The 16,834-nt window shown below is 39.6% G+C and carries 16 protein-coding genes; 5 read left to right on the plus strand and 11 right to left on the minus strand.

Annotated features, from left to right (window positions below; all coding sequences use genetic code 11):
* The 3 genes from CUS89_RS13870 to msrB form a co-directional block, all read left to right on the plus strand.
* Positions 1–324 (plus strand): RNA-guided endonuclease InsQ/TnpB family protein (locus CUS89_RS13870; RefSeq protein WP_146103419.1); only part of this gene is annotated, 324 nt, incomplete at its 5' end.
* A 184-nt stretch (positions 325–508) separates the two neighbouring features.
* Positions 509–1,222 (plus strand): trehalose operon repressor, encoded by a 714-nt coding sequence (treR, locus tag CUS89_RS13875; protein ID WP_104872559.1) that lies wholly within the window; start codon positions 509–511, stop codon positions 1,220–1,222.
* A 389-nt stretch (positions 1,223–1,611) separates the two neighbouring features.
* The gene (msrB, locus tag CUS89_RS13880) at positions 1,612–2,058 is read left to right on the plus strand and encodes a peptide-methionine (R)-S-oxide reductase MsrB (protein ID WP_104872560.1); all 447 of its coding nucleotides are present in this window, start codon (positions 1,612–1,614) and stop codon (positions 2,056–2,058) included.
* Between the two features lie 123 nt (positions 2,059–2,181).
* Here the strand turns inward: msrB and CUS89_RS13885 are convergent, their stop codons facing one another.
* The 9 genes from CUS89_RS13885 to CUS89_RS13925 form a co-directional block, all read right to left on the minus strand.
* Positions 2,182–3,126 carry a tocopherol cyclase family protein gene (locus tag CUS89_RS13885; RefSeq protein WP_104872561.1) on the minus strand — a complete coding sequence of 315 codons (945 nt, stop codon included), beginning with the start codon at positions 3,124–3,126 and terminating at the stop codon, positions 2,182–2,184.
* Between the two features lie 174 nt (positions 3,127–3,300).
* Complete coding sequence (locus CUS89_RS13890; RefSeq protein ID WP_104872562.1) at positions 3,301–3,864, minus strand: Maf family protein; 564 nt, start codon at positions 3,862–3,864, stop codon at positions 3,301–3,303.
* 28 nt (positions 3,865–3,892) lie between these two features.
* Positions 3,893–6,001 (minus strand): DNA mismatch repair endonuclease MutL, encoded by a 2,109-nt coding sequence (gene mutL / locus CUS89_RS13895; RefSeq protein ID WP_104872563.1) that lies wholly within the window; start codon positions 5,999–6,001, stop codon positions 3,893–3,895.
* Between the two features lie 17 nt (positions 6,002–6,018).
* Entirely contained in the window at positions 6,019–8,637 is a 2,619-nt protein-coding gene (gene mutS / locus CUS89_RS13900) for a DNA mismatch repair protein MutS (RefSeq protein ID WP_104872564.1), read from the minus strand.
* On the minus strand, positions 8,621–8,995 hold the full coding sequence (locus CUS89_RS13905; RefSeq protein WP_071866086.1) for a YlbF family regulator: 375 nt from the start codon (positions 8,993–8,995) through the stop codon (positions 8,621–8,623). The genes mutS and CUS89_RS13905 overlap by 17 nt, the downstream gene beginning before the upstream one ends.
* A gap of 15 nt (positions 8,996–9,010) precedes the next feature.
* Complete coding sequence (locus tag CUS89_RS13910) at positions 9,011–9,808, minus strand: TIGR00282 family metallophosphoesterase (protein WP_023518925.1); 798 nt, start codon at positions 9,806–9,808, stop codon at positions 9,011–9,013.
* Positions 9,809–10,256: 448 nt separating this feature from the next.
* Positions 10,257–11,030 (minus strand): HAD family hydrolase, encoded by a 774-nt coding sequence (locus CUS89_RS13915; RefSeq protein ID WP_071866085.1) that lies wholly within the window; start codon positions 11,028–11,030, stop codon positions 10,257–10,259.
* Between the two features lie 14 nt (positions 11,031–11,044).
* A complete protein-coding gene (locus tag CUS89_RS13920; RefSeq protein ID WP_086335316.1) occupies positions 11,045–11,677 on the minus strand; it encodes a DNA alkylation repair protein in 633 nt (210 codons plus the stop codon).
* Positions 11,678–11,710: 33 nt separating this feature from the next.
* Complete coding sequence (locus CUS89_RS13925) at positions 11,711–12,508, minus strand: formate/nitrite transporter family protein (protein WP_086335315.1); 798 nt, start codon at positions 12,506–12,508, stop codon at positions 11,711–11,713.
* A 323-nt stretch (positions 12,509–12,831) separates the two neighbouring features.
* Here CUS89_RS13925 and rpsD point away from each other — a divergent pair, with 323 nt between their 5' ends.
* Positions 12,832–13,443, plus strand: a complete 612-nt coding sequence (rpsD, locus tag CUS89_RS13930; RefSeq protein WP_010734406.1) for a 30S ribosomal protein S4 — start codon at positions 12,832–12,834, stop codon at positions 13,441–13,443.
* 170 nt (positions 13,444–13,613) lie between these two features.
* Here the strand turns inward: rpsD and CUS89_RS13935 are convergent, their stop codons facing one another.
* Positions 13,614–14,135 carry a flavin reductase gene (locus CUS89_RS13935; protein WP_104872565.1) on the minus strand — a complete coding sequence of 174 codons (522 nt, stop codon included), beginning with the start codon at positions 14,133–14,135 and terminating at the stop codon, positions 13,614–13,616.
* 997 nt (positions 14,136–15,132) lie between these two features.
* On the opposite strand from CUS89_RS13935, the gene CUS89_RS13940 reads away from it, so the two are divergent.
* A complete protein-coding gene (locus CUS89_RS13940; protein WP_104872566.1) occupies positions 15,133–15,687 on the plus strand; it encodes a biotin transporter BioY in 555 nt (184 codons plus the stop codon).
* Between the two features lie 135 nt (positions 15,688–15,822).
* Here CUS89_RS13940 and CUS89_RS13945 read toward each other — a convergent pair whose 3' ends face one another.
* Positions 15,823–16,773, minus strand: a complete 951-nt coding sequence (locus tag CUS89_RS13945; RefSeq protein WP_104872567.1) for a zinc-binding dehydrogenase — start codon at positions 16,771–16,773, stop codon at positions 15,823–15,825.
* Between the last annotated feature and the right edge of the window lie 61 nt (positions 16,774–16,834).

Raw genomic sequence — 16,834 nt, forward strand, 5'->3', positions numbered from 1 at the left:
AAACCAGCTTATATCACAATTGAAGATTTGAATGTCAAGGGGATGATGAAAAACCGGCATCTTTCAAAAGCTGTGAGAGAGCAATCTTTCTATGCTTTTCGTAAAAAATTAGCAGACAAATGTAAAGTCTCTACTATTGAGTTAAGACTGGCCGATCGATTCTATCCTAGCTCGAAATTATGTTATGAATGTGGGCATAAGAAAGTAGCTTTAAAGCTATCAGAGCGTACCTATCGTTGTGAGAACTGTGGGTACGTAGCAGATAGAGATTATAACGCAAGCATGAATTTGAAAGATGTGAAGGAATACAATGTGATTGCATAAGCACGCAACTTTGTATATGTACCGATGGCTTAGTCGGGAATCAACGACTGTGGAGAACGAGACAAACCGTAGTAGTGTCGAAGTGACGAGGCGGCGTTCGGTGAAACAGTAATTCTACCTACGTGAGTGGTAGAGAAATCTCGATATAGGTATTTTTGTCTATATTTTGAGTAGCAGAGGAAAGATGAACAAATTCAATGAAATTTTTTTAGACTTAGAAAAGAAAATCTTAGATAAAGAGTATCCTCCTCATACTTTACTACCCAGTGAAAATCAATTGATCAAAATTTATGGTGTTTCACGGGAAACAATTCGTAAAGCACTCAATCTATTGACAACAGAAGGATATATCCAAAAGAAACAAGGAAAAGGATCGATCGTTTTAGACCGTAACCGCTTTGACTTTCCCATTGCTGGATTGACAAGCTATAAAGAGCTTCAAGAAAACCAACATATTCCTAGTGAAACGATCGTGCAAACACTTGAAGAAACAGTAGTCGACAACGAATTACACAAAGTTACTGGTTGGCCGATCGATACACCTGTCTGGCATTTAGTCCGCCAAAGGAAAATCAATGGCGAAGTCGTCATTTTAGATCGGGACTATTTATTAAAAGAAACCGTACCTACTTTGACTAGCGAGCAAGCAAGCAACTCGATTTATGAGTACTTTGAGAATGAACTAGATCTCTCGATTGCCTATGCCCAAAAAGAAATCACCGTCGAACCGATCGATGATAGTATTGCAGAATCAATGGACCTCCACGACGATCCTTACGTCGTGATCGTTCGTGGACTCGTCTATTTAGAGAATACCGAATGCTTCGAATACACTGAATCGATCCACCGCCTCGACAAATTCCGGTTCGTGGAATTTGCACGAAGAAGAAGGTTGTGAGAAAGCCGTTCAGCTCCGAATAGTAAGACGGAAATTGAGAAAATAGCTCCTCATATTTTTTCAATTTTTGACTTACTATTGAAGGAGTTGGTTTTCGAACACCGTTTATCTAGGTTGTGAAAGAAGCGGTTAGCACTAAGGCAGAAGACGGAAAAATCGAAAATGGTTGTTTCATTTTTGATTTTTTTGGCTTGTGACCGAAGTGTTGCTTCTTGAACACCGATTATCTAGGCTGTAAGAAAAGCGTCCTGACCTGAACAGCAAGATAGTAAATACGTGCTGTTCTTTAAATTTCCGCTAAGCCATTGGGCTACTCTCCCTTTCAAAAGCAGATTGTTTGCTTCTATTTCAGATGGCAGTATGATTAAGAGACAAAGGGGGCATTATCAATGAGCAAACCAACCGACGCAAACCAAGAAAACTTAAAAGAAACATTATCTCCGATCTCTTATGCAGTGACACAAGAAAATGCGACAGAACGTCCATTTACTGGAGAATACGACGACTTTTATGAAAAAGGGATCTATGTCGATATCGTTAGCGGCGAACCGCTTTTCAGTTCTGCAGAGAAATATGATGCAGGCTGTGGTTGGCCAGCTTTTAGCCAACCAATCAGCAGAAAAGACGTCAAAGAAAAAGCGGATTTTTCTCATGGGATGCACCGAGTCGAAGTAAGAAGTAATGAAGCCGACTCCCATCTTGGACATGTTTTTAATGATGGACCCGCAGATAAAGGTGGCTTACGCTATTGCATCAACTCTGCTGCCTTGAAATTTATCCCTTATGAAGAAATGGATACTGCTGGTTACAGTGAATATAAATCAATTGTCGAATAAGTCGAGTGTGATAAAATCACATCGCTCCGAAAAATAAGCCTGAACCTCCGGAAATTGTTCTAATTTCTGGAGGTTCAGGCTTATTTTTGGAGGTGCGATATAACTATTATATGATCAAGCTCCTTAATACTCGTGCCCACGGAGATTGCCCACTTCTTCAAAACCAGCAGCCTTCCCCTTTTGATGAAAGATTTCTTGCTTATTTTTTCGGACAATCAAGGTCATCTCTGTACTCGCTTTCTCACGAATGATCCGGCTCATCTGACCTTGTTGTGGCGCCATCAACGCATGCCCTTCTTTTGCTAGCACTTGCATTTCTAGTTCAATGTTTTTTTGCTGTATTCGAATGATCAGATGCTCCTCTTCACGGAAAATTTCCGAAATTTTGGCTCCATCATAGGTGGATAAGCCATGTTCTTCCTCACCGACTTGTAAAACCGAAATGATTCCTAAAAAACGGAAACCTAAAAACGGGATCTCTGCTGCGGAAAAGAAAAAGCGAGCATCCGAATCGCTAAACTGATTGCATTGGACCCATAAATAGGTTGCGGGAAATGAACTTCCCCAGTCCTTTTCTAAATATCCTATTCCATTCGTAAAATCAATGAGTTGGCCGTTCCAACTCAACGTTCCTTCTAACGAATGCTTCATGCTTAAAATTCCGTGGTAGCATTCCATAAAAGATAAATAAGAGAAAGGTCCCATGATACTTGGGGCATAGCGACTCCTTTTCAACGGAGTAAACTCTCCATAAGAAATCGTTCCTTCAATCGTCAATGAGGGACTACGTAAAGCTAGTGTGATTCCTTCCTCGCTAAATGTGTTCTCACCGATTTTCACAAACAAACGATCTTCGCTTGCCATGAAGACTTCACGATCAAAATGGAAGACTTCCGAAGACTCATGATTGATCACTTGGATAAACGGGCACTTTTCTCCTTGTTCTCCAATGGAGTAACCCGGAATAAATGCGTAGACTTCATCGCCGATTTGATGCTTAAAATACCAACCTTCAAAGAACGGCGCTTTTTTCGTTTCACCATGATAAAACTTATCCGTTGTAATCACCTCGTCCACTCCCTTCAGATAGATTAAGTTTACCATGTTTTTTTATAGCTTCTAGCCGATACGCTTGAATCTAGGTTCTGAACTAATATAACTAGAAAAAACACATGATCCGTTTCTTGCTACTTGGATCATGTGTTTTTGATTTTATTCACCTAGATACAGACGTCCACGATTTTAGGATAAAAGATCTGGCCATTTTTTCAACGCCTGATTGACTGCGCCGATCGGAAAGCCGACAATACTATAGTAATCGCCAGAAATCGATTCTACGAAAGCCCCTGCGTAACTTTGAATGCCGTACGCCCCAGCTTTATCACGGTGATCGCCAGTTGCTAGATAGCGCTCGATCTCTTCATCGGTCAATTCATAAAAAGTGACTGATGCCTGAGAAAGGATGCACTCTTCTTGAGTCCCATCAGTTATTACGACGGCTGTGTAGACGTCGTGTGTCGTACCACTGAATTTGCGTAACATCCGTTTCGCCTCTTCATCATCTTCTGGTTTACCAAGGATTTCGTTTCCTAGAACTACGGTAGTATCACTAGCAATAACTAACGTTTCTTCATTATTTTGTACAGCAGTTGCTTTTTCTGCTGCCATTCGTTGGACATAAGCAACTGGGTCTTCTTTTGGCTTAGGCGTTTCATCAATATCTGCCGGTTGGATCGAGAATTCTGGCACTAATCTTTCGAGTAATTCTTTTCTTCTAGGCGACTGTGAAGCCAATACTATTTTCATCAAAAACTTCCTTTCCGAATCTCGCGGATCAATGCGGATCTTGGATTCGTTTGAACATTCGTTCCATGTCTGAATTCGTAAAGTGGATCAGTACCGGACGACCATGAGGACAGTTGAACGGATTCTCACATTTTGCTAAGTCTTTTAGTAAGATTCTCGCTTGTGCCTCATTCAAATAGTGATTCGCTTTGATCGAGCGTTTACAGCTCATCATGATCGCTGTGGCTTCTCTGAATTTCTTCACATTCACTTCGCCAGTTGTCAATAACATGTCGATCATCCCTTGAATGATCGATTCTTCTTCCCCACTTGGATACCAAGTCGGATGCGCTCGCACGATAAAACTATTCTGACCAAATTCTTCCAGATAAATGCCTGCCTCTTCTAATAGTTCTTTCTTCTCTTTTAGCTTGATTGCATCACTATTAGGATAGTCTAAAACAAAAGGAACGAGTAATTCTTGCAAATCATCTGAAACATCGCCGATTTTTTCACGGAAATATTCATATTTGATCCGCTCTTGCGCAGCATGTTGGTCAATGATGTATAAGCCTTCATTGCTTTGGGCAAATAGATAGGTTCCGTGCATTTGGCCAAAATATTCAAGGTGCGGAAAGCGTTGCGTTGGCACTTCCTGCTCGACTTTACTGATTGCTTTTTCCAAACTTCGACTGTCTTGGCTCATGTCAAACTCAGGATGCAACTTGCTTTCTTCTTGTTCAAAGCCTTGTTCTTCCTCTATGGTTTTCTCTTCTACTGATTCCGTCAGATCTTCTTGTGCTTGAGAGTTATCAACAGTGGATAAATGATCCTGTTGAAAGTTATCCACTGATTTTTCTACAAAGTTATCAACAATTTCACCAGAGTTATCCACCGTTTTTTCCTCTTTTTCTGGATAATTCAGTGTATCTTCAGAAAAAACAGAAGAGTTTTCAACATTTTCCACAGACTTATCAACAGGGTAGGCTGATTTTTGTGGATTTTCTTCCACGTAAAATGTACCTGTCTGGCGATCGAAATTCAAACTTTGGGGTTTCTTTGGTGGTTCCTCAAACGCATAAGAAAGATCGATTTCGATTTGTTCTGTTTTAGGTTGATCGGCAATTTTTTTCTTGAAGCGCAAATTGTCTGCTGCACTAGGAATCAGATTTTCTTGACTTAGTGCTTGTTGGATCGCTTGTGCAATCAATTCAGTCAGTTCTTTTTCCTTTGATAAACGAACTTCTTGCTTCGTTGGATGGACATTCACATCGACAAGCAACGGGTCCATTTTGACTTCTAAAACAGCGATTGGAAAACGACCAACCATCAGTTTAGAACCATAACCTGCCACGATTGCTTTGTTCAAAGAAAAGTTCTTGATAAAACGACCGTTGATGATCGTTGAAAGATAATTACGACTCGCACGAGTGACTTCTGGTAAAGAAATATAACCTGAAACTTCAAAATCAAGATCTTTTGCTTCAACCTTCAACATTTTTTTCGCTGTCGCCAAACCATAGATTCCGGCAATCGTTTGTTTCAAATCTCCGTTACCAGCTGTTGCTAACATCTTGTTGCCATCATGGACTAAGCGAAAGGCGATGTCAGGATGGCTCAACGCTAGTCGATTGACGATATCGCCTATATTCGCCAATTCCGTTTGTAATGTCTTGACGTATTTTAGCCGTGCAGGCGTGTTGAAAAACAAATTACTGACTGTGATTTTTGTTCCTTGTCTCAATGGAGCAGGGCGATGTGTCAACACTTCCCCACCTTTTAATTCAAGATAGGTCCCTTGTGTTTCATCTTGATTGGCTGTCTCGATCGTCAATTCAGAGACAGAAGCAATACTAGGAAGAGCTTCCCCACGGAACCCTAATGTCCGAATGCGGAATAAATCATCGCGGTTATGGATTTTACTCGTCGCGTGACGTTTGAACGCATTTTCAACGTCTTCTGCTAAGATTCCTTCACCATTATCGATGATTTGGATTTTTCGTAAACCGGCTTCTTCTACGAGAATATCGATTTGAGAGCTATGGGCATCAATGGCATTCTCAACAAGTTCCTTCACCACAGAAGCGGGTCGTTCAACGACTTCTCCTGCGGCGATTTGATTGGCCAAGCGTTCGGATAATTCTTGGATCTTCGCCATCGATCAGCACCTTCTTCCTATAATTGTTTTTGCAGTTCGTACAGTTTATTCAACGCATCCATTGGCGTCATTTCTAGTAGGTTCAACTGTTTCAATGCAGCAATGATTTGCGTTTCAGCTTCCGTTACTTCACCAAATAAAGATAGTTGTTGACTTTCTTCATTGACCTGATGGCTTGGTTGGTTGGTTTGTGACTTAGGATAGTCGCTTTTTTTCGTGACAGATGCTTCAAGTGCAGAGACATGGTGTGTCGTTTCTCCTGATTCTAAAAAGGCTAAGATCGCAGAGGCACGTGACAATAATTCATCTGGTAGACCCGCAATCTTAGCTACATGGATCCCGTAGCTTTTATCTGCTGGACCGTCCATCATCTTGTGTAAAAATACCACATCACCATCTTTTTCGACTGCACCAACATGGACATTTTTCAATTGCGGTAATTCCGTATCAAGCACCGTCAACTCATGATAGTGGGTAGAAAACAATGTCTTCGCTTTAACATGTTGATGGATATACTCGATGATGGCTTGTGCTAATGCCATACCATCGTAAGTGGCTGTTCCTCGACCGAGTTCATCAAATAAAATCAAACTATTCGGCGTCGCATGACGCAACGCTTGGTTGGCTTCCATCATTTCCACCATAAAGGTACTTTGCCCCGCAATCAAATCATCACTTGCACCGATTCGAGTAAAAATCCGATCAAAAATCGGTAGCACTGCTTTTTGCGCCGGAACAAAACAGCCCATCTGTGCCATCAATACCGTTAATGCTAACTGTCGCATATACGTACTTTTACCAGACATATTAGGACCGGTGATCAACAAGATCATTTCTTCTTCCGACATGATCACGCTATTTGGGATATATTCTTGATGCCCTAACACTTTTTCTACAACCGGATGACGACCTTCTTCGATCACTAGTGTCTTTTGGTTCGTCAATTCTGGACGAACATATTGATAACGCTCACTGATCGTTGCAAAACTTTGTAAGACGTCTACAGTACTCAGTGTTTTCGCTAAAGTTTGCAGTGGCTGGATTGCTTTTTTCACTTCTTCTCTAACAGCTAAAAAGAGTTGGTATTCTAGATCTACTGATTTTTCTTCCGCTTCTAGAATCTGTGTTTCTAATTCTTTTAATTCAGGTGTGATAAATCGTTCTGCATTGGCTAACGTTTGTTTCCGTTCATATTTTTCCAGTTCGGCATTCATCAAATTCGCTTTCGTGATTTCAATATAATAACCAAACACTCGATTAAAACCAACTTTTAAATTTTTGATCCCTGTACTTTGGCGTTCGCGCGCTTCTAATTCTGCTAACCACTGTTTACCATTCCTCATCGCAGAACGATAGGTGTCTAGCTGTTCATTGAAGCCGTCTTTGATGACGTTTCCTTCAGTGATTTGCAAAGGTGCGTCTTCTTGGATCGCTTGTTCAATCAACTCAACTAATGAATCCATTGGCTGCATATCTGTTAATAACTCTGACCATTGTCCTTGATCGATGCCTTCAATCAGCCCGCGAATCATCGGTACTTGTTGTAGCGATGTTTTTAACTGGATCAAATCTCGACCATTGACGTTACCAAATGCGACACGTCCAGCTAAACGTTCTAAATCATAGACTTTCGTCAACGCACTCTGTAAATCAAGACGTTCAAAATAACTATTGATCAGCGATGCCACCATTTCTTGCCGAGCATTGATTTGATGGGATTGGATCAGCGGACGATCAAGCCATTGTTTTAGCAAACGTCCCCCCATCGCAGTTTTGGTTTCATCTAACAACCACAGAAGCGTGCCGTGTTTTTTTCCAGTACGGATCGACTGGCTTAATTCTAAATTGAATTTAGAATAATAATCCATCTTCAAAAAATGATCTGGTTGGTATTCGACTGCTTTTTGGATATGTGCCAAACTTCTTTTTTGGGTGACTGCTAAATAAGTAAGTAACTTTCCAGTCGCTTCCTTCTCTAATTCATCCGTCAACTCACTCGTTAGAAAATTGAATTCCGCATTTTCTTCTACACTTTCTTGTTTTGAAAAGACTAAGCCAAGTCTTGTACTTAGTTGTTCATATAACGTTTCACTGATTTCTGTTCCTAGAATCAATTCTTTTGTTTGTAACGCGGAGGTTTCGTTCAAAACGGCTTCTTCATCAAGTAAGCGGGCTGTTTTTAATTCGCCTGTACTCAAATCGGCATAAGCAAAACCAAAAGCGGAACCTTGATTGACCACAGCCGTCAGAAAGTTGTTGTCCTTGGCTGATAATCCTTTACTGTCCATCACTGTTCCAGGAGTCACTAATTGCACGACTTCTCGTTTGACCATTCCTTTAGTCGTCTTAGGATCTTCGACTTGTTCACAAATCGCTACTTTGTATCCTTTTTCGATCAAACTGTCGATATATCCTTGTGCAGAATGATGCGGTACCCCACACATCGGGATTGGATCATCCGCATTACGATTTCGACTAGTTAATGTCAGTTCTAAGATTTGTGCTGCTTTGACAGCATCTTCATAAAATAATTCATAAAAATCTCCGAGACGATAGAACAAAAAAGCATCTTGGTATTGTGCCTTGATGCTTAGATATTGTTCCATCATTGGAGTGTTCTTAGTTTTTTGAGGCATTATGCTCCTCCTCTATATACTCATTGATTTCATTTTGGATCATTTGAGTCAAGTGCTGCAATAACTCATTTGCTTCCACCAGTTGACGGCGGTAAGCGATCACTAAAGGATAGTCGTCGATTGATTGTGTCAAGACTTCGATCCGTTTGATTGCTTCTTTTTCTGCTTCTTTTTGTCCATAATGCGCATATTGTACTGCATCTTTTTGCGCTTGCTTCAATGCTTCTGTTTGTTGATTCAAGTAACGACTATGCTTCACTTTATGTTCCAATTCTTGATAACGTGTGATCGTTTCATTCTTCTTTAAAAGAGTCGCTAATTGATCGACTTCTAATTGGATCGTCGTTTTGTCCTGCACATTCCCTCTCGCTTTCTATTCTCTATAAGGGCGGTCATCGTTGATTTGGATCAATTGGATATCTTTTGCCTGTCCCGTCTGGTCGTCGATGTCCAAGATACAACCACTTAAAAGCCCACGACCTTGTTCCACCACTTCAAACCGCTTTGGTAAAGCCGTTAAAAATTTTTCAATCACTGGTTCACGACGCATCCCTAAAATTCCATCATATGGACCCGTCATACCAACATCCGTCAAATACGCCGTTCCTTGTGGTAAGATTCGTGCATCGTTTGTTTGAACGTGAGTATGTGTACCGACTACAGCAGATACTTTTCCATCTAAAAACCAGCCCATTGCTTGTTTTTCACTCGTCGTTTCTCCATGAAAATCAACAAAAATGATCGGTGTTCTTTTCCGAGCTTCTTCGACTAACTCGGTCATTTTACGAAATGGATCATCTAAATCAACCATAAATGAACGAGCTTGCATATTGATGACCGCCAGTTCTAATTGATTAACTTTGACAAAAACGATTCCTTGCCCAGGCGTTCCTTCTGGAAAATTTGCTGGACGAACCATTTTTTTCGCATCATCGATAAATTCAAAAATATCACGATTGTCCCACGTATGATTCCCCATCGTCACGACATCTACGCCATCTTGTAGAAACTTCTTATAGATTTTCTCTGTGATCCCACGACCAGAAGCCGCATTCTCACCATTCACGATCGTCATTTGTGGACGATATTTTTTCTTCAAGCGAGGGAGATATTCTGTGATCATTTCTCTACCCATCGCACCTACTACATCACCAATAAACAATACCCGCACACGATTTCCTCTTCTCTTCTAACGTATCTTATATTATAAGTGTTTTAGTAAAGAAAGGAAAGAGGTTGTAAAAGAAGCTCTTTTCTAGAATAATCAGAAAGGCAATTTGGAACTAGCTAGCAACAGCTTTTCCTCTCCTTATCTCTCACTATGTAAATTGTTCAAAATTTATTTTTTTATTCTTTTGACTAAGTAAACAATAGACAGGGCTAAACCTATGAAGAACATGAACCAAAACAGCAATTTCAAAACCAAAACGACGTGTACGATGATGTCTCCCATGATATCACCTCCTATTTTAAAGAAGTCGGATAGTACCTATCTGATAATATGATAGCATATCGCTTATGTATCATAATGAGGTAAAAAAAGAGAGGACATTCAATCAGAAAAATCCTGTTGCATGCCCTCTTTTCAACTAAAATTATTGTTGTATGATGTTTATGACCTAAATCAAAGCTAACTCTTTCAATGCCTTCCAAATACCATCTTGATCATTCGTGTCTGTCACCATTTTGGCTTCCGCTTGGACTTCTGGTACGGCATTCCCCATTGCCACCCCAATACCAGACATACGAAGCATTTCGCGATCATTTTGTCCGTCACCAAAACTGATGACGTCTTCTGGCGCAATCCCTACTCGATTGGCTAGGTTCATGATCGTTACCGCTTTGGAACCATCGTGCGGCACCACATCGACACTATTTTCGTGCCAGCGCACAAAACGGATACGATCGTAAGCACTGAATTGTTGATCATAAGAGTGATCAAAGAAAGCTAATGCTTGATAGACATCCTGTTTTTCAACAAAGTATTCGTCCAATTCTGGTAAATGTGCACCAAATGAATGCATTGCATCTTCCATCATATCGATACGATTAGATGAAAAGCGTTTGATTGAATCCAAACTTACAAATGCTGTATCAATATCCTTTTCTTGCGCTTCTTGAATAAATTGGTGTAATTGTTCTTGGTCCAGCAAATTTTTATAGACTTGTTCATGATCCAAAAATCCGGCTGCACCGTTACATAGAATATAATTGCTAAATGCTAGATCACGGATAACTTCTTGTGCGTGAAAGCGACTACGCCCTGTAGCAATCGTCACTAAATGTCCATCTTTACGCAGTTTTTCCAAGGCTTCCCTTGTACTGTCCAATGCCTGTTTGTTGGAATCTAACAACGTGCCGTCGATATCAAAAGCAATTAATTTGCGTGTCATTCTATCTCGCCTCTCTATAAATACTTACTTGCTTCTCTCGTTGCAAGTTTGCTTAGTTCTTTTGTCAATTGTTCTTTTACCCAAAGTGGATTTGTTTTGCTATAGTCCCGCAGCGCCCAACCAATAGCCTTTTGAATAAAAAATTCCTTTGTTGATCGGTCTGCATCAATCGCTCGTTCAAGTAGAGCGACATCTGTCTGTTCTTTAAACCCTAGTTGCAGAGTGATCGCAATTCGTCTTAACCAAAAGTCTTCTTGACCTTCAAATAATTGAAAAACCGCCTCAACTTCTTGGTGGAGTTTCCCCCACGTGCTGTAGACTTTTTGCCAAGAATCGATACTGTCCCACCATTCTTTCTGTGAGACAAGCTCAAGTAACCATACTAAGTTATCAAACGAAAGACGTTTGACGTTCTTTTGGACTAAATCGATCGCTAAATACTGATACTCACGTTCTTCCTGCATATAATAATCTTTTACTAATAAAAGTAAGTCTGAAATAGGTATCTTCTGGCTTTCTTTTAAAAGAGCCTTTTGTAGTAACGCTCTTTCTGGCTTAGGAACTCCTGCAAATCGGAAATGGTGCTTCATGTAAGCTTCCATCTGCTGAGCTTTTTCTTTATTATTCGGAAAAACAATTGTCTCCAAGGGATGTCCTCCTTCGATTTTTAAAGGAACGAACTAGTCAACATAAGATGATTTCGATTGATTCAACCATGCATAACCTAAACCAATGACTAAACCACCACCAATGTAATTCCCGATCAACGCAAAGGATAGATTGTGGATCACATTACCAACAGTCATCGCATCCATCTGCCCACCTGAAACAAAATAAGCTAATGTAAATGCCGGGAAGTTGGCAATAACGTGTTCATAGCCTAAAAAAGCAAAAATGAAAATAATGAAAACAATCGCTAAGACTTTCCCTGCATCATCTTTCATTCGCATACTAATCAATACCGCTGTATTTACTACAATGTTGGCAAACATTGCTTCCACCAAAATGGTTGTTGTCGGTTTCGTCAATTTGACTGCAATCGACTCTAACATATAATTATCCATCGGCAGATCTTGGAATGGTGTAGTCAAGGAAACTAAAAAACCAAATAATACCCCACCAATCAAGTTAAATAAAATACAAGTAAACAGAATTTTTGCAGCTAGACCTAATTTTAACCGCTTACGTTGGACCCCAACTGACATATAAAGCATATTTGAGGTACCAAGTTCAGCATTCATGTATAAAATCATGACTAACGACCAACTAAACATAAACGCATAAAGTATCTTTCCAAATCCATGAGCAATATGCTCACCTTTGATCGCAATCGAAAAAGCAACAGCAGTTCCAAGTGTCAAAAACAAACTGGCTAATACAGCACGCACGGCATAACGGGCGTAACTATTTCCGATCAAATCAACTTTCTTTTCGATTGATGCCTCAATCTTTTCAAACAACGGTGATACTGGGTTCATCTCTTTTCTCCTTTAAGATTTGTTCAATTATTTTCATGCTTTTGGCATATACCCTCTTATTCTATAGACAGAACTGGGGTTTGTAAAGCTTTTTTGCTACTTATTCTCTTGACATTGATAGGCCATATCGCTTATACTGTAATTCGTGTAAAATAATGCAGCAGAAAAATAATAACTCGTCCCTAGTTTGTTGCCCCGCTTCGGGTTCAATTGCGTAACCGCGGCTGCAAAGGTGAAGATTGAAGAACAAACTATACGATTATGAATTTTTTAACGGATTATTTTACTCCAAAAAATATAGTTATCTATTGGAGGAAATTTTAATGTCTCGTTATACAGGACCATCATGGAAAATTTCTCGTCGCCTAGGTATTTCATTATCTGGCACAGGAAAAGAATTAGCACGTCGCCCTTACGCTCCAGGTCAACATGGACCAAACAGCCGTGGCAAACAATCAGAATACGGTATGCAATTAACTGAAAAACAAAAATTACGTCATATGTACGGTATGAACGAACGTCAATTCCGTAACTTGTTCGTTAAAGCAAGCAAAATCAAAGAAGGTAAACACGGGGTTAACTTCATGATCTTACTAGAACAACGTTTAGACAATGTTGTTTATCGTTTAGGTCTTGCAACTACTCGTCGTCAAGCACGTCAATTAGTTAACCATGGTCATATCATGGTTGATGGCAAACGTGTTGATATCCCTTCATACCACGTTGCAGTTGGTCAAGTGATCTCAGTTCGTGAAAAATCACAAAACATCTCAACTGTAAAAGAAGCAGTTGAAGCAACTGTTGGACGTCCAGCATTCGTAAGCTTTGACGCTGAAAAATTAGAAGGTTCATTGACTCGTTTACCAGAACGTGACGAATTGTACCCAGAAATCGACGAAGCACTTGTCGTTGAATACTACAACCAAAGCCTATAATTCAAAAAACTTTGGTACAAAAAAAGCCGGCTATCTTTTGGATAGCTGGTTTTTTGTGCTTTATTTTATCATTTTTATCAATCAATCTACCTCACAAGTCTTCCTCTATTAAAGCGCCATGAATACACCTACAGTTACTGCCGTTTCACTTTTTTGATAAATCTGATGGTTCAATTCGATAAATATCTATATATTCTTTTAGAGCTATCACCCATAAATAAAACTGGATTTAGATTTTCAGCAAACAACTGTCCATTTTTTATTAATGTATCATCCACTGATCTTCTGAGAATTGTCGCAAAGACATGACTAATTCCTTCAACTTCTAGTATATTTTCAACTTGGCATTCGAAGTTGATACAACTTTCTTGAATGATTGGAGCATCAATCAACTTAGATGTCTCGTAATGAAATGCACCCGGCACGTTAAATTTATCGATTTTACTTAATCCACCGATTTCTGTCTGTTTTAAATAGTCTCTAGTGACCAAATTGAAGGTAAAACAACGAAAGGTTGAAATTTGTGCTGCTGCATTACTCTCGCTAGAAAGACCTATAACCAATTGATTATCCAACGTATAAGAAGAACTGCACGTTGTATAGTTGAAACCAAATACTTCATCTTTATAACCCAATACAAAGATAGGAAAACCATAATATAGTTTTTTCGTATCCAAAAGTTTTTTTATCATACTTTACTCCTTAATATTAGAATGAAGATTCTGTAACATCACACCCCATCAGTGCAATCGTCTCTTAGTGGTCAGTTCCTGTTCCAAATGCACATTGAATTAGACCTACGCTTCTTTACCTTATCGAAACGAGTCGGTGATAAAAGTTAAAATTGATTGTTGTTTTTGACCTTACATGCGAATAAACGGCGAGAACAGAAGTCCCCTCTTCAAGAGATAAGGCGAATTCCACAAAAATCTAAAGACAATTTTCGTAGAATCCACCTTATTTCTTAAGGATAGACACTTCTGTCCTAACCTCAAAAAAACGTATGCACTTCGCTATTCTGAGTTTTTTCTTTTCATGTGTAGTTCTGTATCAAACATGCGTAAGTACAGACACCCTCACTGCTTGGTGAACAACACCTGGTTCGATGTTCCCTAGCTTCCTTTCAACAATATATCCTTTGACTACCATGCTTCACTTACTTGACGAAGGATAGAAGAGAATCTCTACAGCATAAGAATTTGAAACTGAACAAAAATTGTGGGATCAATCATCCCATGAAAGAGGTTCTGTAAGCACTCAACTGCTTGGTGTCTCCCATTATCAATGGTGGATAGACGGTTACATCATGTGTTTCACAGTTGTTGCCTTTTAGCTGTTCATCGTTTAATCAGCTTCTTCGTTTCAAAAGAAAGCCGTTCGACGTTCTTTGGGTGATCCAGCAAAAAAAAACTTTCATTAATCACGTTCAGTACTTATCTGTAGATGAATCATCCTCATTCCTTCTTCTTTTCTATGTGCCAAAATATAGTTGATTATGTTATATAAAAATTATATCACGTATCAAAACGCTTGCTATTCATACTTTTTCTCACATTTGGAAATATTTTTGCACTCTTACTTCTTATGTGCTTTTTCAAAATATATCATAAAGAGACTTTACATTTATTTTCTCTTCCTCTATAATTTCGTTAACCAAAAAAATAAAAAAGGTTAACGAAAGGAGAACGAATGACAAAATCATTAAAAGAACTTATACTCGTTGCCGAATTTACAGCAATTATTGCAGTCCTCTCACAATTTACTATCCCATTAGGTCTGGTTCCTCTTACTGGCCAGACTTTTGCGATTGGCTTGACCGCCACATTTCTTGGAAAACGTGCTGGTACCCTCGCAGTTTGTATGTACCTCTTATTAGGCTTGATCGGACTTCCCGTCTTTTCTGGCATGACTGGGGGAATGGGCATCTTATTCGGACCATCAGGTGGATACCTTTTTGGTTTCATTCTCCAATCTTTCTTCATTGGTTGGTGGATCGAAAAGACCAGTACGCGCTTTTTCCACGCTTGGTGTGCAAATCTATTCGGCTCTCTTCTTGCTTTAGTTGTAGGTACGCTTTGGTTATCATTTAGTAGTCATTTGCCATTTCAAACTGCGCTATTGAGCGGATTCGTCCCATTCTTGTTACCTGAGTTGCTCAAAAGTACGGGAGCGGCTTATATTGGAACCACTTTGAGAAGACGATTACGTTTCAAATCAGACGCATTACTTTCATCAAAGAAATAACTAGCAGGATGTGAACAAAACTGTTTCCCTTCGAGAAATGATGCGGAACCCATGGGAATTACGAACCAAATTTTATGGGTTCCGCCTTATCTCCGAAATATTGCTCTTATGCTATATTTGACGCTTAAGAGCTTACTAAGGCTGCAAAAGTATTTTCCCTATACTTTTACCTGATTCAAGATGATCATGGGCATTTTTTCCTTCTTTTAAAGAATAAATCGTTGGTGGGCTTGTTACTATCTTTCCATCTTCAAAATACTTGAATAATCTTGCACTTCTTTCTTTTCGTTCATCTGGGCTAGTTAAGTAATCCCAAAGATCACCAGTTAGTATACTCTTGGATTGAGATAGTAATTTAATGAAATCAATAGTTGGCGGTGTTCCCCCAGCCATACCGAAGAAAACCACTGCTCCTCTGTTTTTGAGCAACGAAATACTATCAAGTAACGTAGACCCTACCCCATCGTAGACTGTATCGAAAAAAGACTGGAAGTTAGATTCCCAACCAGATTTTCTTAAAAAAACCATCTCTGCACCTTGACTCAATGCGAGCTTTCTCTTCTCTTCCGTAGAAGTGACCCCATAAACTTTGACCCCATCCGCAGTTAACATTTGCGATAAAATTTGGCCTACTCCGCCACTGATACCATGGACAAAAGCATGATCATTTACTTGATTCATACCTAGATCATGCGCTAGAAAATCTGCGGTCAATCCTTGTAACCCAATACTTGCAGCTAACTGGCTATCAACAGACTTAGGGATTCTTATCGCATGCCCTTCCGGTACAGCTACCAGTTCAGCATTTGCAAACGGAACATCGACAAACAACACTTTGTCGCCAACTTCATACTCGGTGACCGCAGTACCTAATTCAACTACTGTCCCTACTCCTTCATAGCCATTGATATAAGGTTTGTGTTCTTCTATATGATAGTCCCCTTTTCTTCGATAAATGTCTGCATAATTCAGTCCAATATATTCCATTTGAACTAACAACTCTTTGTCGCCAACCACTGGATCAGGTAGTTCACCATACTTTAAAACGTCCGAACTTCCAAAGCATTCAAAATATAAACCATTCATTTATATACCCCCTAGAATAACACCCATTATTTTAAAATGAACCCGTTCATGTTTCTCTTTA

Source organism: Enterococcus mundtii (genome assembly GCF_002947535.1).
Taxonomy (GTDB): domain Bacteria; phylum Bacillota; class Bacilli; order Lactobacillales; family Enterococcaceae; genus Enterococcus_B; species Enterococcus_B mundtii_B.